Origin of the sequence: Caulobacter vibrioides, assembly GCF_002858865.1 — a bacterium.
Lineage (GTDB): Bacteria > Pseudomonadota > Alphaproteobacteria > Caulobacterales > Caulobacteraceae > Caulobacter > Caulobacter vibrioides.
This window is the reverse complement of record NZ_PJRR01000012.1, coordinates 73,733-91,979: the sequence shown is the minus strand read 5'-3', so window position 1 is coordinate 91,979 and position 18,247 is coordinate 73,733. Positions and strand designations below refer to the sequence as shown.

15 protein-coding genes are annotated in these 18,247 nt (G+C 66.2%); 6 read left to right on the top strand and 9 right to left on the bottom strand.

What is annotated here, in order from left to right:
* Positions 1–68 precede the first annotated feature (68 nt).
* Complete coding sequence (locus CVUC_RS06980) at positions 69–2,030, bottom strand: penicillin-binding protein 1A (protein ID WP_096032249.1); 1,962 nt, start codon at positions 2,028–2,030, stop codon at positions 69–71.
* Positions 2,031–2,283: 253 nt separating this feature from the next.
* On the opposite strand from CVUC_RS06980, the gene CVUC_RS06975 reads away from it, so the two are divergent.
* On the top strand, positions 2,284–3,312 hold the full coding sequence (locus CVUC_RS06975; RefSeq protein ID WP_010918142.1) for an aspartate-semialdehyde dehydrogenase: 1,029 nt from the start codon (positions 2,284–2,286) through the stop codon (positions 3,310–3,312).
* Positions 3,313–3,448: 136 nt separating this feature from the next.
* A complete protein-coding gene (rarD, locus tag CVUC_RS06970) occupies positions 3,449–4,351 on the top strand; it encodes an EamA family transporter RarD (RefSeq protein ID WP_096032250.1) in 903 nt (300 codons plus the stop codon).
* Here rarD and CVUC_RS06965 read toward each other — a convergent pair.
* The 3 genes from CVUC_RS06965 to ahcY form a co-directional block, all read right to left on the bottom strand.
* Positions 4,348–5,472 (bottom strand): serine hydrolase domain-containing protein, encoded by a 1,125-nt coding sequence (locus tag CVUC_RS06965; RefSeq protein WP_096032251.1) that lies wholly within the window; start codon positions 5,470–5,472, stop codon positions 4,348–4,350. The genes rarD and CVUC_RS06965 overlap by 4 nt on opposite strands.
* A gap of 18 nt (positions 5,473–5,490) precedes the next feature.
* Positions 5,491–6,342 (bottom strand): pyridoxal kinase, encoded by an 852-nt coding sequence (locus CVUC_RS06960; RefSeq protein WP_096032252.1) that lies wholly within the window; start codon positions 6,340–6,342, stop codon positions 5,491–5,493.
* 118 nt (positions 6,343–6,460) lie between these two features.
* Positions 6,461–7,852 carry an adenosylhomocysteinase gene (ahcY, locus tag CVUC_RS06955; protein ID WP_010918146.1) on the bottom strand — a complete coding sequence of 464 codons (1,392 nt, stop codon included), beginning with the start codon at positions 7,850–7,852 and terminating at the stop codon, positions 6,461–6,463.
* 388 nt (positions 7,853–8,240) lie between these two features.
* On the opposite strand from ahcY, the gene CVUC_RS19690 reads away from it, so the two are divergent.
* Complete coding sequence (locus CVUC_RS19690) at positions 8,241–9,158, top strand: hypothetical protein (protein WP_125469909.1); 918 nt, start codon at positions 8,241–8,243, stop codon at positions 9,156–9,158.
* Positions 9,159–9,185: 27 nt separating this feature from the next.
* Here the strand turns inward: CVUC_RS19690 and CVUC_RS06950 are convergent, their stop codons facing one another.
* Entirely contained in the window at positions 9,186–9,878 is a 693-nt protein-coding gene (locus tag CVUC_RS06950; protein ID WP_164468043.1) for a glutathione S-transferase family protein, read from the bottom strand.
* Positions 9,879–10,011: 133 nt separating this feature from the next.
* On the opposite strand from CVUC_RS06950, the gene CVUC_RS06945 reads away from it, so the two are divergent.
* Positions 10,012–11,052 (top strand): ribonucleotide-diphosphate reductase subunit beta, encoded by a 1,041-nt coding sequence (locus CVUC_RS06945; RefSeq protein ID WP_423748628.1) that lies wholly within the window; start codon positions 10,012–10,014, stop codon positions 11,050–11,052.
* A 183-nt stretch (positions 11,053–11,235) separates the two neighbouring features.
* Positions 11,236–12,108 (top strand): 2-dehydropantoate 2-reductase, encoded by an 873-nt coding sequence (locus CVUC_RS06940; protein ID WP_096032254.1) that lies wholly within the window; start codon positions 11,236–11,238, stop codon positions 12,106–12,108.
* A gap of 21 nt (positions 12,109–12,129) precedes the next feature.
* Here the strand turns inward: CVUC_RS06940 and CVUC_RS06935 are convergent, their stop codons facing one another.
* Complete coding sequence (locus tag CVUC_RS06935; RefSeq protein ID WP_096032255.1) at positions 12,130–12,552, bottom strand: DUF6491 family protein; 423 nt, start codon at positions 12,550–12,552, stop codon at positions 12,130–12,132.
* 147 nt (positions 12,553–12,699) lie between these two features.
* The gene (locus CVUC_RS06930; protein ID WP_096032256.1) at positions 12,700–13,953 is read right to left on the bottom strand and encodes a dicarboxylate/amino acid:cation symporter; all 1,254 of its coding nucleotides are present in this window, start codon (positions 13,951–13,953) and stop codon (positions 12,700–12,702) included.
* Between the two features lie 379 nt (positions 13,954–14,332).
* Between CVUC_RS06930 and CVUC_RS06925 the strand changes: the two genes are divergently transcribed.
* Positions 14,333–15,787: an AMP nucleosidase gene (locus CVUC_RS06925; protein WP_096032257.1), complete on the top strand. Its 1,455-nt coding sequence runs from the start codon at positions 14,333–14,335 to the stop codon at positions 15,785–15,787.
* Positions 15,788–15,915: 128 nt separating this feature from the next.
* On the opposite strand, the gene CVUC_RS06920 is transcribed toward CVUC_RS06925, so the two are convergent.
* Both CVUC_RS06920 and nudC read right to left on the bottom strand, forming a co-directional pair.
* A complete protein-coding gene (locus CVUC_RS06920; protein WP_096032258.1) occupies positions 15,916–17,154 on the bottom strand; it encodes an acetyl-CoA C-acetyltransferase in 1,239 nt (412 codons plus the stop codon).
* Between the two features lie 93 nt (positions 17,155–17,247).
* Positions 17,248–18,189 carry an NAD(+) diphosphatase gene (nudC, locus tag CVUC_RS06915; protein ID WP_010918155.1) on the bottom strand — a complete coding sequence of 314 codons (942 nt, stop codon included), beginning with the start codon at positions 18,187–18,189 and terminating at the stop codon, positions 17,248–17,250.
* Positions 18,190–18,247 lie beyond the last annotated feature (58 nt).

The following is an 18,247-nucleotide window of genomic DNA, read 5'->3' as shown; positions in this document are numbered from 1 at the left end:
ACTGTCTCGGCCTCGCCCTGGTCCTCATCCTGAGCCTGTCGAAGGACGAGGACCACGCGGGGGCCTCTCTAGTACGGCAACTGGTCCGCGGGCGGAGGCTCGCCGGCGGGCGCCTCGGCTGCGGGGCCCTCCGGCGCCGGCGGCGCGTCCACCAAGTCACCGATGGGATCGACCGGCGCGACGGGGGGCGGTTCAATAAAGCCCCCGGGGATGGGGGTCGCCTTCAGCCGCGGCAGCGCCGCCGCCATGAAGACACGCCAGACCTCGGCCGGTGCGCCGCCGCCGGTGACGCGCTTCATCGGTGTGGCGTCGTCCTTGCCCGTCCAGACCGCCGTGACGAAGCCGCCGGTGTAGCCGACGAACCAGGCGTCCTTGTAGTCACTGGTCGTGCCGGTCTTGCCGGCGATATCGTAGCTGGCGACACGGGCGCGCGTGCCCGTTCCGGTGGCGACGACCTCGCGCATCATCTGGTTCATGTACTGCAGGCTGGGCGAGCCGATCACGGCGGCGCGGGCCTGCTTGTCGACGCTGTGGTCATACAGGACCTTGCCGCTGGCGGTGCGGATGCGTTCGATGCCGTAGCCCTTGGCCAGGAAACCGCCATTGGCGAAGGGGGCGTAGGCCTGGGCCATCTCCATCGGCGAGACCTCGACGGCGCCCAGCGCCATCGACGGGTCCAGCTGGATCTTGCTGGTGATCCCCAGGCGCCGCGCGGTGGCGGCGACGTTGCTGGTGCCGACCTCATTGGCGAGGCGTGCGGCGACGGTGTTGATCGACTGCGCCAGGGCCGTCTGCAGGGTGATGGGGCCCAGGTACTTGTTGGTGTAGTTCTTCGGCTCCCAGTTGCCGATCTTCACGGGTTCGTCGACGACCATCACATTGGGCGTGCGACCGGCTTCCATGGCGGTCAGAAAGACGAACGGCTTGAAGGCCGATCCGGCCTGACGACGGGCGGTGGTGGCGCGGTCGAACTGGCTGTCGTTGTAGTCAGCGCCGCCGACATAGGCGCGGATGCGGCCCTCGCCGTCGATCGCGACCAGAGCGGCCTGCTGGACCCCCTGCTTGATATGGCCCTCGACGCCCAGCTTCACGGCGCGTTCGGCGGCGACCTGAATCGGCAGGTCCATCGTGGTTTCGACCACCAGATCCTCAGTCGGCTCGCCGACCAGAGAGCGCACCTGGGCGTCGATATAGTCGGTGAAATACTGGGCGCGCTGATTGGCCAGGGTGGCCGACACCTGAACGGGGGTGCGGAAGGCTTCGTCGCGTTCCTCGGCGGTGATCGCCTTGATGCGCACCATCTCGTCCAGAACGATGGTGGCGCGGCGGGCGGCGCGTTCCTTGGCCGATACGGGCGAATAGCGGGCCGGCCCCTTCATCATGCCGGCCAGCAGGGCGGCTTCGCCGATGGTCAGCTGGTTGGCGGGCTTGTTGAAGTAGCGTTGCGAGGCGGCCTCGATGCCGTAGGCGCCGGCGCCGAAATAGACCCGGTTCATATAGAGAGCCAGGATCTGCTTCTTGGAGAACTTCAGTTCCAGCCAGATGGCCAGGATCAGCTCCTGGGCCTTGCGGCGATAGTTCTGGGCCGGGCTCAGGAACAGGTTACGGGCCAACTGCTGGGTGATGGTCGAGCCGCCGCGCTGGGGGCCATCATGAGTCAGGTTCCAGGCCGCCGAGCGGATGATGCCCCAGGGGTTGAAGCCGAAGTGGTGATAGAACTGGCGGTCTTCGATGGCGATGAACGCCGCCGGGACATATTTCGGGAGGGCGTCCAGATCGACCGGCGGCGCATATTGGCTGCCGCGCACGGCCAGCAGGGCGCCGGAGCGGTCCAGATAGTTGATCGAGGGCTGACGCTTGACGTCATAGAGCTTGGACGTGTCGGGCAGATCGCTGGCGAACACGGCGAAGAAGGCGACGACGAAGATCAGTCCCCAGACGCCGACCACCGAACCCCAGTAGATCAGGGCCTGGAGCGGCGTGCGCTGCGGCTTCGCCGGCGGATTTCCGCCGAAGGGTCCGTTCGCCATGATCGTATTGTTCCTACCGCACAGACGTCTGGATCACGCCCCGTAAGGGCGCGACCGGTTTAGCCGAAGCCCACAAAACGCGCGACAAGATTGACGAGACATGAACGCGGCTGTTTTCGGGCGCGATCCCTGGCGCGGACCGCGTTTCCCTGGCGCGCCTGAGAGAAACCCTCGGCTTGCGCCCGCTGGGCATGAGGCGTAACGGAACCACGCCCCGCGAGGTCCGCCGGGCGACAGTCTTCAGGAGAGCGCGATGGGTTACCGGGTCGCCGTGGTCGGCGCCACGGGCAATGTGGGCCGCGAGATGTTCAACATCCTCGAGGAAGTCAAATTCCCCGTGGACAAGATGCACGCCATCGCCAGCCGCAAATCCATCGGCGTCGAGGTCTCGTTCGGCAACGAGATCCTCAAGTGCGAGGACCTGGAGCAGTTCGATTTCTCCAAGGTGGATCTCGTGCTGATGAGCGCCGGCGGGTCGATCTCCAAGGCCTGGGGCGAGAAGATCGGCGCGGCCGGTCCGATCGTCATCGACAACTCCAGCCACTTCCGGATGGACCCGGACGTGCCGCTGGTGGTGCCGGAGGTGAACCCGGAAGCCGTCAACAGCATCCCCAAGAACATCATCGCTAATCCGAACTGCTCGACGGCCCAGCTGGTGGTGGCGCTGAAGCCGCTGCACGATGAGGCCAAGATCAAGCGGGTGGTCGTCTCGACCTACCAGTCTGTCTCCGGCGCGGGCAAGGAGGGCATGGACGAGCTCTGGGACCAGACCAAGGGCGTCTATGTCCTGGGCGCGCCGCCGCCCAAGAAGTTCACCAAGCAGATCGCCTTCAACGTCATCCCCCACATCGACGTCTTCATGGACGACGGCTTCACCAAGGAAGAGTGGAAGATGGCCGTCGAGACCCAGAAGATCCTGGATCCGGCGATCAAGCTGACCGCCACCTGCGTGCGCGTGCCGGTCATGGTCGGCCACTCGGAGTCGGTGAACGTCGAGTTCGAGAGCCCGCTGGACGAGGATGAGGCCCGCGAGATCCTGCGCGAGGCCGACGGCATCGTCGTGGTCGATAAGCGCGAGGACGGCGGCTACATCACGCCCAAGGAATCCCAGGGCGAGTTCCCGGTCTACATCTCGCGCATCCGCAAGGACCCGACCGTCGAGAACGGCCTGGCGTTCTGGTGCGTGTCGGACAACCTGCGCAAGGGCGCGGCGCTGAACGCGGTGCAGATCGCCCAGCTGCTGCACGACAAGGGCCTGCTGAAGCGCAAGGTCCTGGCCTAGGACGGTCCCTGCCGTCCTTCGCCCAGCGGAGGACGGCGGATTTACTGGTCGCAAACCCAGAATTTCCCAACTCTCCGCAAGATGCGGGCGGATGGCGGGCTTCCTACTTGCGAGAAGCGCCCGAGAGGTTTGGTCCATGCCCCCCCATTCACAGACAGAGAGCCGCTCGGCCTACGCCGCCGGCGTCGGGTGTTACCTGCTGTGGGGCTTCCTGCCGCTCTACTTCCACCTTCTGGCCAAGCTGGGCGTGACCTCGTGGGAGATGATCGCCCACCGGTCGCTGTGGTCGGTGCTGTGGGCGCTGGGTCTTGTGCTGATCGCCAGGCAGGTCGGGCAGGTCGCCCAGGTGCTGCGCCAGCCCAAGACGCTGGGCGTGCTGGCGCTCACGACCCTGGCGATCTTCAGCAACTGGACGATCTACGTCTTCGCCGTGAACGCCGGCCACGTGATCGAAGCTAGCCTGGGCTATTACATCAATCCGCTGATGAACATGGCGGCCGGCGCGCTGCTGTTCCGCGAGCGGATGTCCACGGAGGGCAAGGTGGCGATCGGCTTGGCCGCTGTGGGCGTGGCCATCCAGACGGTGGCCCTGGGTCACCTCCCGATCGTCTCGCTGGGTCTGGCCCTGACCTTCTGCGTCTACGCCATCCTGCGCAAGCAGGTGAAGGCCGACGCCCAGACCGGCCTCTTCATCGAGTGCGCCTATCTGGCGCTGCCGGGGCTGGCCTATGTGTGGTTCCTGCAGTCGAGCGGCCAGGGTCATTTCGGAGCGGGCGCCAGTGTGACGGCGCTGCTGGCGCTGGCGGGCCCGGCGACGGTGGTTCCTCTGGCCCTGTTCGCCTGGTCGGCGCGCCGACTGCCGCTCAGCGCGGTGGGGTTCCTGCAGTTCATCGCGCCCACGATCCAGTTCCTGCTGGGCGTGGCGTTCGGCGAGCCGTTCACCCCGCTGCGGGCGCTGTCGTTCGTGTTCATCTGGCTGGGCGTGGCGACCTTCGCCTACGGGGCGTGGCGCAAGGCCAAGGCGCTTTCGCCCGCCTAGAGGCTGGCGTACGCCGCCTCGATCAGGCGCACCGACCGGGGATCGCCGATCAGCGCATTGCCCTGCTTGTTCATCACATAGGCGCCCGACACGCCGCGCGTCGGGTCGGCGAAGGCGCACGAGCCGCCCCAGCCGGAGTGACCGAACGCCTCGGCGGTCGGGCCGTAGTAGAAGTTCGGCTCATTGCGCATGAAGCCCGCGCCCCAGCTGATCTCGTAGGGCAGGACGAGGTCGCGGCCGCGGAGGCGCTCGGCGGTGGCCGCCTTGATCCCGGCGGGGGTGATCAGCGAGCGGCCGTCCAGCGTTCCGCCATTGGCCAGCGCGCCCATCAGCCGCGCCAGAGCCGGGGCGGTCGCGTGGCCGTTGGCCGAGGGGATCTCGACCCGCCGCCACTCGGCCGCGCCCTTGCCGCCGGGCGAGGACCACGGCTTGAAGAAGGCGGCCTCGACGGCCGGGTTGATCTCGCCGAACTGCGGCATGGCCGTCGGGCGCATCAGGTCGGCGACCCGGTCGTGCTCGCTGTCGGGCAGACCGATCCAGAGGTCGAGGCCCAGCGGCTCGCAGATGTCCTGGCGCAGCGCCTTTCCCATGGTGCGGCCGTCCACGCGGCGGAAGATCTCGCCGGCCAGGTAGCCGTAGGTCACCGGGTGGTAGCCGCTGGCCGAGCCGATCGGGAACAGCGGCGCCATGGCCGCCAGCTTGGCGCAGGTGGCGTCCCAGTCGAACCAGATGGCCGGATCGGTCTCGTCCGGGAACCCTGACAGGCCCGCCTGGTGCGACAGCGCCTGCTCGACGGTCACCGCATCCTTGCCGGCTTGGGCGAACTCGGGCCAGACCTCGGCGACGGGCTGGTCGTAGGCGAGCCGCCCCTCGTCGACCAGACGGGCGATCATCAGGGCCGCGACGGCCTTGGTGGTCGAGAACAGGGCGGTCAGGGTGTCGGGGCCGAACGGGATCTGGCGCTTGCGATCGGCGAAGCCGCCCATCAGATCGACGACGATCTCGCCCTCGATGGCGAAGGCAAAGCGCGCGCCCAGCTCGCCGCCGTCGGCGAAGTTCTGTTCGAAGACCTCTCGCACTGCTGCGAAGCGGTCAGGGCAAACGCCGGTGATGTCGGTCATGGTCGGGCCTTGCGGGCTCTAGGCCAGCCGTTCGATCCGAACGGTCGGCGAGGTCTGCTTGATGCGCGCGCCCATGGCCACGATCGGCAGTTCGGGCGCGTTCCAGATGTTGGCGGCGGTCACGGTTTCGGCCACACCGCCGACGGCGCGCGCCAGGCCGTACGAGAAGGTCTGCCCCTCCAGGATCGAGGCGGCGTAGAGCGCGGTCAGCAAGTCGCCGGTGCCGTTGGGCGAGCGGTCGGACTTAGCGTGGGCGGCCAGCCAGGCTTCCTTCTTGTCGGCCAGCACCGCGCCGATCTCGGCCCCGCGATGCACCGAGGAGACCAGCGTGGTCTTGCCCAGCAGCCGGGCGGCGCGCATGGCCGACTGCGGATCGCGGGCGTCGGTTCCGGTCAGCTTCTGCAGCTCCCAAGAGTTGCAGGCCACGACATCGGCGCGGGGAATGAGGTCAGCGATGATCTCGTCAGCCGTCTCGGCCGGGATGTAGAGGCCCTTGCCGGCGTCGCCCATGGTGGGGTCGACGATCACGGTCGGGCGGCGCATGGCCGCGCCGTTCGGACGGGGCGACTCGCGTACCGCGTCGATCACCCGCGCGGCAGCGCGCACCTGAGCGGCGGTGGCGAAATAGCCGGTGATGACCAGATCGACGAGGCCGAAGAGACCGTTGGCCTCGATGCCGTCCAGCATGCCCTCGAACACCTCGATCGGCACGGGCGCGCCGCCGGGAATGCCCCAGCCGGGATGGCGGCCGAACAGCACGGTCGGGACGACCATCGAGTCGATCTTGAACTGCGCCAGGGCTGTGGCCTGGGCCGTCGCGCCGACCTGACTGCCGGCGACGTGGCTGGAGATGATCAAGGCTAGCGGCATGGCAAAGCGATTAGCCGAGCAAGGCGGCCTTGAACAGGGCGTCTTCGCTCACTCCCGCAAAAGAAAAGGCCCGCCAGGCGGCGGGCCTTCCCTATGGGAAATCAGACTTCGTCCGATCTTAGTACCGGTAGTGATCCGGCTTGAACGGACCAGCTTCCGGAACGCCGATGTAATCGGCCTGATCCTTGCGCAGCGTGGTCAGCTTCGCGCCCAGCTTTTCCAGGTGCAGGAAGGCGACCTTCTCGTCGAGGTGCTTGGGCAGGGTGTAGACTTGGTTCTCGTACTTGGCCTTGTTGGTCCACAGTTCGATCTGGGCCAGGGTCTGGTTGGTGAAGCTGGCCGACATCACGAAGCTGGGGTGGCCGGTGGCGTTGCCCAGGTTCACCAGGCGGCCTTCCGACAGCACGATCAGCTTCTTGCCGTCCGGGAATTCCACGTGGTGGACCTGCGGCTTGATCTCGTCCCACTTGAAGTTGCGCAGGCCGGCGATCTGAATTTCGGAGTCGAAGTGGCCGATGTTGCAGACGATGGCGTTGTTTTTCATCTTCCGCATGTCGTCGACCGTGATGACGTCCTTGTTGCCCGTCGCGGTGACGAAGATGTCGGCCTTATCGGCGACGTCGTTCAGGGTCTGGACCTCATAGCCTTCCATCGCCGCCTGCAGGGCGCAGATCGGGTCGACTTCGGTGACGATCACGCGGGCGCCGCCTTGGCGCAGGCTGGCGGCCGAGCCCTTGCCCACGTCGCCATAGCCGCAGACCACGGCGACCTTGCCCGACAGCATGACGTCGGTGCCGCGACGGATGGCGTCGACCAGGCTCTCACGGCAGCCATAGAGGTTGTCGAACTTGGACTTGGTGACGCTGTCGTTGACGTTGATGGCCGGGAACGGCAGCTCGTCCTTCTGGGCCATCTGGTACAGGCGGTGCACGCCCGTGGTGGTCTCTTCCGAGACGCCGCCGATGGCCGCGCGGATCGCCGAATAGAAGCCCGGCTTCTCGGCCAGGTACTTCTTCATCACCGCATAGAGGGCTTCTTCTTCCTCGTTCTGCGGGTTGTTCAGGATCGAGGGATCCTTCTCGGCCTTGGGGCCCAGCACGCAGAGCAGGGTGGCGTCGCCGCCGTCGTCCAGGATCAGGTTCGGATAACCGCCGTCGTGCCACTCGAAGATCTTGTGGGCGTATTCCCAGTACTCGACCAGGTTCTCACCCTTGAAGGCGAAGACGGGGACGCCGGCGGCGGCGATGGCGGCCGCGGCGTGGTCCTGGGTCGAGAAGATGTTGCACGAGGCCCAGCGGACCTCGGCGCCGAGCGCCGTCAGGGTCTCGATCAGCACGGCGGTCTGGATGGTCATGTGCAGGCTGCCGGCGATGCGGGCGCCTTTGAGAATCTGCTGGGGGCCGTACTCGGCGCGCGTGGCCATCAGGCCCGGCATTTCGGTCTCGGCGATGGCGATTTCCTTGCGGCCGAAATCGGCGAGCGAGATGTCCTTGACGATATAGTCGGCCACGGTCGGCTCCTGCGGTCGGGTGGGGATCTTGCCGGCCTTATACGCTGGAGACCCCTTCCGAGCAATTAACGCATAAAGATATCTTTATGTCAGGGCGCGAGGCTCCGCGTTTGCGTCCTTCTCGCCCCGAGAAGGAGCCCTCCTTACATCTCACGGCGAGACGATCGCAGGGCTGGGCAGGTCACTCAAGGACCGCCCTCCGGGCGGCCGCCGCGCGGCGACGCGCGAGCGTCGTCCTTGACTGACCTGCCCAGCCCTGCACGCTGCAGCCTCCAAGAGATTTAAGGATCGCACCCGCATAGTGCGACAACTTGTCGCGGTCACAACCTATGGAATTGCTCGGGGGCTTAACCATTTCTGCAAGAACGTTGTTGTTCGGGAATGGAAGATGCTGATCCGAAAGAAGTACGTACGTTCTTTATCCAGCTATCTCGGTGGACTGATCCCGAACACGGCATTCAAGCTAGCTGTGGATGTAGCGAATGTGCCTGCAGCTAAACTCGACCGTTCTGGTTTTCGCAATCTAGTCGATGGCGATACGCTGTTGCCACCGGCCGTGGGGCGTATAAGCCGCGTCAATTCTGAGGGTACTTTTGTTGTTCATCGCAACCGACCCAAAGAAAGTCGGCTGGTAGGTAGGCGCGAGTGGACCCGGCAAGAATGGGCGGGGCGCGGGGAAACGCGCACCGTGACGGAAACCGTCGACATCTACCGCGATTGCTATCCGCGAACGTTTGTTCCGCCGCAAGGCTTGGAGCTGACGGTGGCTGATTATAATGGAGCTCGGTTGGTCGTCTCGCCAGTGTATCATTGGCTGCAATCACCAGAATCTGAAGTTCTTCACGCCATAAATCTTATCTTGGAAATATTTGGCGAGTTGGAAATTCGCCACGATGATTTGGCGTCGTTTCTTCCTCCGCAGACGCGTAGAGTAAATTGGACGCTACTCCCGCCGGGTAACAATGTTGGTGGTGTTTCCGCCCACGTGGCTGGGCTTGTTGCTCGTACCGCACCAACTTCCCAAGGGCCGATTATGCAGCGGCTCACTTTCCTCGCTAGCCGTGATCCCGCTGAGGTCTATCTAGGGCACGGTGGCTTTCACGCCTACGTGGCTTACGTCTTTCCCGGTACAGGGATGACCGTTTTGGAGAGTGTGATGCCTGCAAATGCGACCTACGTCTTTGCAGGAAACTGGGCGGCTGTAGCGCACTTGACCAAGTCTCAGATTTTGGCGGGCGGCCATCACCATGCACGTATAATTCATGACGCAAACTGGGAAGCAAATCTCGCTCCGTACGCGCAGTAGGAGCGTGAGGGCGACTAGAGGTCGCCCTCACCCCTGCTGCCCCAACCGCTCCCACCCGTCAAAGAACGGGAACCGCTCCGCCCAGAATGCCGTCAGCCGCGGCTCCGCGTCCACCCGCCGCACAGCCTCCGCCATCCTCGGCGCGGCCTCATAGAACCGCACGCGCCGGGGCCCCCAGCGGCTGACGACCGCGACATAGAGATCCAGCACCCCCAGCTCATCGCCTAGCAGATAGCGGCCGCCGTGCCGGTCCATCAGCGGCGCGAGCTGGCTTTCCATCATCGCCCAGCAGTCGGCGATGCGGTCAGCGGTCGCCGCCTTGATCCGCGCCTGCACCTCCGGGTCGGGCCCGCCCAGGCGCGAGGGCTCATCCCGCACCCAGAACAGCGAATAGATCGAGGCCGGGATGAAGGTCATCCAGCGCAGGAACTGGGCGCGCATCGGGTGGTCGATCGCGGGGCCCAGCTTCGCCTGCGGATAGCGGTCGGCCAGCCAGATCAGGATGGCGGCGCTTTCGGTGAGGGTTTCGCCGTCCGGGGTGACCAGGGCGGGGATCTGTTTCAGCGGATTGACCGCCGCGACCTTGGCCGCTTGCGCCTCGCCCTCCCAGGTCGGCGCCTCGACGATGTCGTAGGGCGCCCCGATCAGGGTCAGGGCCGCCTCGACGGGCACGGAACCCGAGCCAAGCGCCCCATAGATGGTGTATGCTGCCTTAACCATTGATTAGAAAACTACCCACAACATGTTGTGTGCTGCGACCACCTGACCACTAGATGATCCGGTCGGCCGCGCTACCAAGAAAGCCTAACTCGTCCGTCCGATTCGTGTCCGTCCGCCCTTGGAGCCGTTGTCGATGTCCGCAAAGCTTATCACCCTGCCCGGCCTGATGACCCCCTCGGGCGGCTACAAGCCGTTCCGCTATCCCTGGGCCTACGACTTCTGGAAGAAGCAGCAGCAGGTCCACTGGATGCCCGAAGAGGTGCCGCTGGGCGAGGACCTCAAGGACTGGGCCGTCAAGCTGAACGACAAGGAACGGAACCTGCTGACGCAGATCTTCCGCTTCTTCACGCAGTCCGACGTCGAGGTGCAGGACAACTACATGGAGCGCTACGGTCGGGTGTTTAAGCCCACCGAAGTGAAGATGATGCTGGCCTCGTTCGCGAACATGGAGACGATCCATATCGCGGCCTACGCCCTGCTGCTCGAAACCATCGGCATGCCCGAGACCGAGTTCTCGGCGTTCATGGAATACGAGGCCATGAAGGCCAAGCATGACTACATGCAGACCTTCGGCGTCGACTCGAACGCCGACATCTGCCGGACGCTCGCCATGTTCGGGGGCTTCACCGAGGGGCTGCAGCTGTTCGCCTCGTTCGCGATGCTGATGAACTTCCCACGCTTCAACAAGATGAAGGGCATGGGCCAGATCGTCTCGTGGTCGATCCGCGACGAGAGCCTGCACTGCGACGGCATCATCAAGCTGTACCACGCCTTCAACAAGGAAACCGGCGCGGTGACCAAGGCCGTGGCCGACGACATCGTCGACTGCTGCAAGACTGTGGTCGGCATGGAAGACAACTTCATCGACCTGGCCTTCGAGGCCGGCGACATCCAGGGCATGACGCCTGACGACATCAAGGCCTATATCCGCTTCGTCGCCGACTGGCGCCTGCGCCAGCTGCACCTGCCCGAAGTGTACGGCGTGAAGGAAAACCCGCTGCCCTGGCTGCAGTCGCTGCTGTCGGGCGTGGAGCACGCCAACTTCTTCGAAGCCCGCGCCACCGAATATTCCAAGGCCGCCACCAAGGGTCAGTGGCACGGTTCGGACGGCGTGTGGACCAGCTTCGACGAGATGATGAAGAAGCGCTCGGTCGACACGATCCTGGCGGAATGATGTTTGGCGTCCTTCTCCCCCTTGCGGGAGAAGAGCCTGCCCCGGACTTGATCCGGGGTGTCAGCGAAGCTGACGGATGAGGGGTTTCCCGGCGTCGCCCGCGCGACCCCTCGCCCGGCCCGGCGAGGGCCGGGCCACCCTCTCCCGCAAGGGGAGAGGGTTTTGTTTTGAGCGGAGCATCCCATGACCAGCATCGCCGTGATCGGCCCGGGCGCCGTCGGTGGAACGCTCGCCGCCTGGCTGGCCCAGAAGCCTGACCACGTGGTGACCGTCTGTGTCCGCACGCCGTTCGAGGCCCTGGCGGTCGAGACGCCGGAGGGGGCCATTAGCGCCACCCCGCGCGTGGCGACATCGCCGGAGAGTCTTGCGCCGGTCGACTGGGTGCTGGTCACGACCAAGACCTACGACACCGACGCGACCTGGACCTGGCTGGACGCTCTGGTGGGGCCGCAGACCCGCGTGGCCATCCTGCGCAACGGCGTCGAGCACGTCGCGCCGTTCGTGGGCAAGATCGCCGCCGAGCGGCTGGTTCCGGCGGTGGTCGACATCCCGGCCGAGCGCTCGGCGCCGGGGCGGATGCTGCAGCGGCGCAATGGCTGGATCAAGGTTCCGGCGGGCGCGGCCGGTGAGGCCTTTGCAGGCCTCTTCGCCCACACGCCCATAGAGTTGCACGTCGTCGACGACTTCGTCACCGAGGCCTGGAAGAAGCTGGCCCTCAACTGCGCCGGGGCGGTCAACGCCCTGGTGCTCAAGCCCGCCGGGATCGCCCATGACGAGGGCGCGGCCCAGGTCATGCGGTCGCTGGTGGCCGAGTGCGTGGCCGTGGGCCGGGCCGAGGGCGCCGATCTCTCCGACGATCTGCCCGATCAGGTCATCGCCGGCTATCGCGCCGCCGATCCGGGCTCGGTCAACTCGCTGCACGCCGACCGCGCGGCGGGCCGGGCCATGGAGTTGGACGCCCGCAACGGCGTCATCGTCCGCCGGGGCGCCGCGCACGGGATCGCGACGCCCGCCAACGCCATGGTGGTGGCGCTGCTGAACGCGGCGGCGCTCTGAGGCGCGCGCGCCGCCGAGGCCTTAAGGCCGGTGGTTCTTCGGTAGGGCCTTGACCTCTTCCGGCGTCAGCTTGGTGATGGTCTTGGCGCGGATCGGCAGGGGCATGCCAAAGCCGTCCGAGACCCGCAGGTCCAGGTCCAGCGGATGGCAGACGCTGTCGGGGCCGCGCACGACCGAAACAAGGTGCGTGCCCGGCCAGGTCAGCTGGTTCGAGCCATAGGCCAGGTCGACGCGATAGACGTCGCGACCGCGCACCTTCATGTACAGCGTGTTCCTGTCCGGCGCCGACCAGCCGCGCCAGTCCGACAGATAGAAGCACTGGCGCGCCGGCTTGGCGGCTTTGGAAGGCTCGGCGGGCGCCTGGGCCATGGCGGTCGAGGCCGAGAAGCCCGCGATCGCGAGCCCGATCAGCGCGGCGTGCGCCAGGGGGGTGATCTTGCTCATGACATCATCCTCTTAGTCCCTCGCCTATCGAGATTGGACGTCGCGCGGCCGTTGTCAAGTTTTTACTGTACATTTGAAACTGGACACGAAAAAGCCCGCCCCGCCGAGGCGGAGCGGGCGATCTCAGAAAGCCGCTGATAGGCGGGGTCAGGCCTTGGCGGCTTCGCCCTCGGGCGGCATGTCGTCCAGCTCGCCCTCCCATTTGGCCACGACGGCGGCGGCGACGCTGTTGCCGACGACGTTGGTGGCGCTGCGACCCATGTCCAGCAGGTGATCGACGCCCAGGACCAGCGCGATCCAGGCCTCGGGCAGGCCGAAATAGGTGAGGGTGGCCATGATCACCACCAGCGAGGCGCGCGGCACGCCGGCGATGCCCTTGGAGGTCACCATCAACAGCAGCAGCATGAAGATCTGCTGCTGAACAGACAGCTCCACGCCGTGCGCCTGGACGATGAACATCGTCGCGAAGGTGCAGTACAGCATCGATCCGTCGAGGTTGAACGAGTAGCCCAGCGGCAGCACGAACGACACGATCCGGCGGCGCACGCCCACCTTGGGCAGGCTGTCGAGGATACGCGGATAGGCCGCTTCGGAGCTGGCGGTCGAGAAGGCCAGCAGCACCGGGTCGCGGATCACGCCGAACAGCGGCACGACCCGCTTGCCCAGCACCATCAGGCCGGCGACGAACAGCAGGGCCCACAGCACGCCCATGGTCAGATAGAAGCCCAGCACGAACTTGCCATAGGTGGCCAGCATGCCCAGGCCCTGGGTGGCGATGGTCGAGGCCAGGGCCGCGAAGATGGCCAGCGGGGCCAGCTTCATCACAAAGCCGGTGACCTTCAGCATGATCTGGGCGGCCTGCTCGACCAGCTCCAGAATCTGCGGCGCCTTGTCGTCCAGCGCCGCGACGGCGGTGCCGACGAACAGCGAGAACACCACGATCTGCAGGATCTCGTTCTTGGCCATGGCGTCGAAGATCGAGGTCGGCACCAGGTGGGTGATGAAGCCCTTCAGGGTGAAGGCGTCGGTGGTCGCCGTCGTCTTCATCGACACATCGACATGGGCCATGTTCAGGCCCGCGCCCGGATCCAGCAGGTGGACCATCAGGAGGCCCAGCAGCAGCGACACGGCCGAGGCGCCGATGAACCAGGTCATGGTCTTGGCCCCGATACGGCCCACGGCGGCGGCGTCTTCCATATGCGCGACGCCGGCCACCAGGGTGGTGAAGACCAGCGGCGCGATGATCATCTTGATCAGGCGCAGGAAGATGTCGGTGATGATCGACAGGTTGTCGGCGGCCGACTTGGCGCCGGCCGGGTCAAGGAACTGATTGCAGGTCCAGCCGACCAGCACCCCGAGGATCATCGAGGCGATGATCAGATAGGCGAAGCGTTTATTCATCTAGTCCCCCTGGCGCCTGTTGCGGCGTCGACGGCTTGTTCTGGTTGTCGGAAGGAACGACGCGCGAGAACGCCCGCGCCGCCATTAGCTCCTTCGTTGAGCATTTCAGCCCTTGTGGCCGACACGGGCGGGTTCGTCCATGCTCTTAACGCGCCGAGCCATGATTGGAGGCGTCAACGCCGCGTCGAGGTCATCAGCCGTCCAAGCGCCGAGCGATCTTTGGCGGGGGTCATCTGGTCGCCCCCAAGCTCCTGACGATCAGCCCACAAGGCGGCGCGCGCAGAGGCAGTCGCCAGTCGGGAGTTCACCAAGTAATAATTTTATTATTTGCGTCGCCCGACCGTCTCGCCAAGTTCGCAAAACGTCGCTATAAGGCGCCATGTCAAACCAAGAAAAAGCAATCGCCGTCGTCGAACGGCTCAATGACGAATACGAACGCGCCGTCGGCGCTCTGCGCGACGCGCTCCGCGCCTATCTCGAAGATGGAACCCGCCCGGATCCGGCCGCCCGCTTTGACGGGACGTTCGCCTATCCCGAGCTGCGGCTGACCTACAATCCCGAAGCGCTGCCGCCGAAGCTGGCCCGCTCGTACGCCCGGGTCAGCCGTCCGGGGATCTATGCGACCACGGTGACCAAGCCGGCCCAGTTCCGCGATTACCTGGTCGAACAGCTTACGCTGCTGCTGGACGATTTCGACGTCGAGATTGAGATCGACCGCTCGCGCCAGGAAATCCCCTATCCGTATGTGCTGGACGCCACGATCGACCTGAACCAGGCCGACGTGCGCAGCGAGGACATCGCCCGTTTCTTCCCGACCACGGATCTGGCCTTCATCGGCGACGAGATCGCCGACGGCCTTTGGAACTCGGTGCTGGAAGACAACCACCCGCTGTCGCTGTTCGACGGTCTGCGCACCGACTTTTCGCTGGCGCGCCTGAAGCACTACACCGGCGCCCCGGCCGAGGACGTGCAGCAGTTCATCCTGTTCACCAACTACAACCGCTATGTCGACGAGTTCGTCCGCTGGGGCATCGAGCAGCTGCAGCAGCCCGACAGCCCCTACACCGCGCTGTCGTGCGCGGGCGGCCTGACCATCACCGCCAACACGGTCAATCCAGAGTTGGCGGTGGCGGAGTCGACCTGGCGCAAGCACCAGATGCCGGCCTACCACCTGATGGCCCCGGGCGGTTCGGGCGTGACCCTGGTCAATATCGGCGTCGGCCCCTCCAACGCCAAGACGATCTGTGACCACCTGGCGGTGCTGCGTCCGCAGGCCTGGCTGATGATCGGTCACTGCGGCGGTCTGCGCGACACCCAGACCATCGGCGACTACGTCCTGGCCCACGCCTATCTGCGCGACGACCACGTGCTGGACGCGGTGCTGCCGCCGGAGATCCCGGTGCCGTCGATCGCCGAGGTGCAGCGCGCCCTCTACGACGCGGCCAAGGCGATCAGCGGTGACAGCGGCGACCAGCTGAAGAAGCGCCTGCGCACGGGCACGGTCGTCACCACCGACGACCGCAACTGGGAACTGCGCCACAGCCTCTCGGCCCTGCGCTTCAATCAGAGCCGCGCGGTGGCGATCGACATGGAGAGCGCCACGATCTCGGCCCAGGGGTACCGTTTCCGGGTGCCCTACGGGACGCTGCTGTGCGTGTCGGACAAGCCGTTGCACGGCGAGATCAAGCTGCCCGGTCAGGCCAACGCCTTCTACGAGCGGGCGATCAGCCAGCATCTGCAGATCGGCATCCTGGCCTGCAAGCTGCTGCACGCCGAAGGCCCGAACCTGCACTCACGCAAGCTGCGGGCGTTCGACGAGCCGCCGTTTAGGTGAGGTTAGACGACTAAATCCTCCCCCTAGCGGGGGAGGTGGTCGCGAAGCGACCGGAGGGGGAAGTTGGCCTGATCCGGCCTCTCCCCTCTCCGTCGGCTTCGCCGACACCTCTCCCACGGGGAGAGGATTTAGATCCGCTCGATGATGATCGCGGGCGCCATACCGCCGGCGGCGCACATGGTCACCAGGCCGCGCTTGAGGTCGCGGCGTTCCAGCTCGTCCAGGATCGTGCCGATCAGGATCGAGCCCGTCGCGCCGATCGGGTGGCCCAGGGCCATGGCGCCGCCGTTCACATTGACCTTGTCGCGATCCAGCTTCAGGTCGCGGATGAACTTCTCGGCCACGACCGCGAAGGCCTCGTTGATTTCCCAAAGATCGATGTCGTCCACGGTCAGGCCGGCCTTGGCGAGCGCCTTGCGCGCGGCCGGGACCGGCGCGTTCAGCATCAGGGTCGGGCTGTCGCCGACATTGGCCATGGCGATGACCTTGGCGCGAGGCTTGAGGCCATGGCGCTGGGCGTAGGCGGGCGAGGCCAGCAGCACCGCCGCCGCGCCGTCCACGACGCCCGACGAATTGCCCGCATGGTGCATGTGCTGGATCTTGAGGTCCGGATAGACCTGCCGGATCAAGCCGCCATAGGTGTTGCCCGCCTCATCGACCGGGATCTCGGCCAGGGCCGCGAATGAGGCCTTGAGGCTGGCCAGCCCTTCGGCCGTCGTCTGCGGACGCGGAAACTCCTCGTGGTCCAGGGCGACCGAGCCGTCGTCGCGCAGCACCGGGATCAGGCTCTTGGCGAAATGCCCGCCCTGCATGGCGAGATCGGCGCGGCGCTGGCTTTCCAGGGCCAGGGCGTCGACATCGGCGCGGGTGATGCCTTCCAGCGTGGCGATGGCGTCGGCGCAGACGCCCTGGTGCGACTGCGGATGACGGGCGCGCAGGCGCAGGTTGCCGCTGTCCAGCATCGGCGGCGACGTCACGTTCGCGGTCGCCGAGGTGTAGGACATCATCTCGGTCCCGCCGGCGATGACCAGGTCCTCCATGCCCGACATGATCGAGGCCGCCGCCAGGTTCACCGTGGTGATGCCCGAGCCGCAGAAGCGGTCCAGGGTGACGCCGCTGGCGCGCACGTCATAGCCGGCGTCCAGAGCGGCCATGCGGCCAAGGTCCCCGGCCTGCGCCCCGCGCTGGCTGGAGGTGCCCCAGATGATGTCGTCGACTTCAGCGGTGTTGAGGCCGTTACGCTCAGCCAGGGCCTTCAGGACCGTGGCGGCCAGGTGCTGCGGGTGAAAGTCGGCCAGGGCTCCCTTGCCGACCTTGCCGATGCCGCGCGGCGTGCGGCAGGCGTCGATGATGTAGGCTTCGGCCATCGGGCCCTCCCATGTTCAGTTCACATCGCCGGTCTTGCTGGCCGGGCTCGATGCGAACTGAACGGGAGGCGCCGCTGGGGCAGTCCAGAGGTTTTACGCCTCTTCGGCCCAGGCCTTGATCAGCTGGTGGGCGATGGCCAGCGGCGGTGGGGCGAACAGGCCGTCGAGCTCACCCCGGATCAGCTGTAGGGCCTCCTCGCGGGTGAACCAGCGGACCTCCTCGAGCTCGGTCTGGTCGGGCGCGGCTTCGTCGCTGTCGACCTCGGCGATCAGGCCCATCATCAGAGAGCTGGGCCAGGGCCAGGGTTGGCTGGAATGATAGCGCACGGCCGTCGCCTTCAGGCCGGCCTCTTCCTGCAGCTCGCGGGCGCAGGCTTCCTCGATGGTCTCGCCAGGCTCGATGAAGCCGGCCAGGGCCGAGAACATGCCCTGGGGCCACATCGCCTGGCGGCCCAGCAGGCACTTGCCGTCATGAATGGCCAGCATGATCGCCACCGGATCGGTGCGGGGGAAGTGCTCGGCCTCGCAGGACGGGCAGACGCGCTTCCAGCCGCCGTCCGACACCTCGGTCTTCTGGCCGCAGGCGCTGCACCAGCGGTGGCGACGGCGCCATTCGAACATCGACTTGGCGGTCGCCAGGATGCCGGCGTCGGCGGGCGGCATGGAGGCGGCCGCGCCGCGCAACTCCTCGAAACGGCCCAGGCCCTGCAGGGGGCCTTCGGCCGGATCCGCCGCGCCCTCGATGTCGACCGCGAAGACCGCGATGTCCTTCCACAGGCCCATATAGAGCAGCTTCTCGCTGCCGCCCGCCAGGTCCTGGGCCATGTCGGCGCGCAGATAGGCGATCTGTACGCCCGTCGGCTTGCCGTCTTCGCCGAGGATGTCCTCGACCAGCGGCTTGCCGTTCCACAGCGCGACGGCCAGCGACTCGGGATCGGCCAGCTTTTCGGCGAGGAAGGCCTCGTCGCCGCGGCGCTCGCTGTCGCGGTCCAGGGGGTTGCCGGCGAAGGTGTTGGTGATGATCGAAAGAGGCATGCGCCACTCTGTAGCGTGAGCGGAATGACTCGTCAGCCTTGCATCCTGCGCGATGAGT

Bases quoted from the DNA above. Each gene is read 5' to 3' on its own strand.
- CVUC_RS06980 (WP_096032249.1), bottom strand. From the start codon at position 2,030: ATGGCGAACGGACCCTTCGGCGGAAATCCGCCGGCGAAGCCGCAGCGC.
- CVUC_RS06975 (WP_010918142.1), top strand. From the start codon at position 2,284: ATGGGTTACCGGGTCGCCGTGGTCGGCGCCACGGGCAATGTGGGCCGC.
- rarD (WP_096032250.1), top strand. From the start codon at position 3,449: ATGCCCCCCCATTCACAGACAGAGAGCCGCTCGGCCTACGCCGCCGGC.
- CVUC_RS06965 (WP_096032251.1), bottom strand. From the start codon at position 5,472: ATGACCGACATCACCGGCGTTTGCCCTGACCGCTTCGCAGCAGTGCGA.
- CVUC_RS06960 (WP_096032252.1), bottom strand. From the start codon at position 6,342: ATGCCGCTAGCCTTGATCATCTCCAGCCACGTCGCCGGCAGTCAGGTC.
- CVUC_RS19690 (WP_125469909.1), top strand. From the start codon at position 8,241: ATGCTGATCCGAAAGAAGTACGTACGTTCTTTATCCAGCTATCTCGGT.
- CVUC_RS06950 (WP_164468043.1), bottom strand. From the start codon at position 9,878: ATGGTTAAGGCAGCATACACCATCTATGGGGCGCTTGGCTCGGGTTCC.
- CVUC_RS06945 (WP_423748628.1), top strand. From the start codon at position 10,012: ATGTCCGCAAAGCTTATCACCCTGCCCGGCCTGATGACCCCCTCGGGC.
- CVUC_RS06940 (WP_096032254.1), top strand. From the start codon at position 11,236: ATGACCAGCATCGCCGTGATCGGCCCGGGCGCCGTCGGTGGAACGCTC.
- CVUC_RS06935 (WP_096032255.1), bottom strand. From the start codon at position 12,552: ATGAGCAAGATCACCCCCCTGGCGCACGCCGCGCTGATCGGGCTCGCG.
- CVUC_RS06930 (WP_096032256.1), bottom strand. From the start codon at position 13,953: ATGAATAAACGCTTCGCCTATCTGATCATCGCCTCGATGATCCTCGGG.
- CVUC_RS06925 (WP_096032257.1), top strand. From the start codon at position 14,333: ATGTCAAACCAAGAAAAAGCAATCGCCGTCGTCGAACGGCTCAATGAC.
- CVUC_RS06920 (WP_096032258.1), bottom strand. From the start codon at position 17,154: ATGGCCGAAGCCTACATCATCGACGCCTGCCGCACGCCGCGCGGCATC.
- nudC (WP_010918155.1), bottom strand. From the start codon at position 18,189: ATGCCTCTTTCGATCATCACCAACACCTTCGCCGGCAACCCCCTGGAC.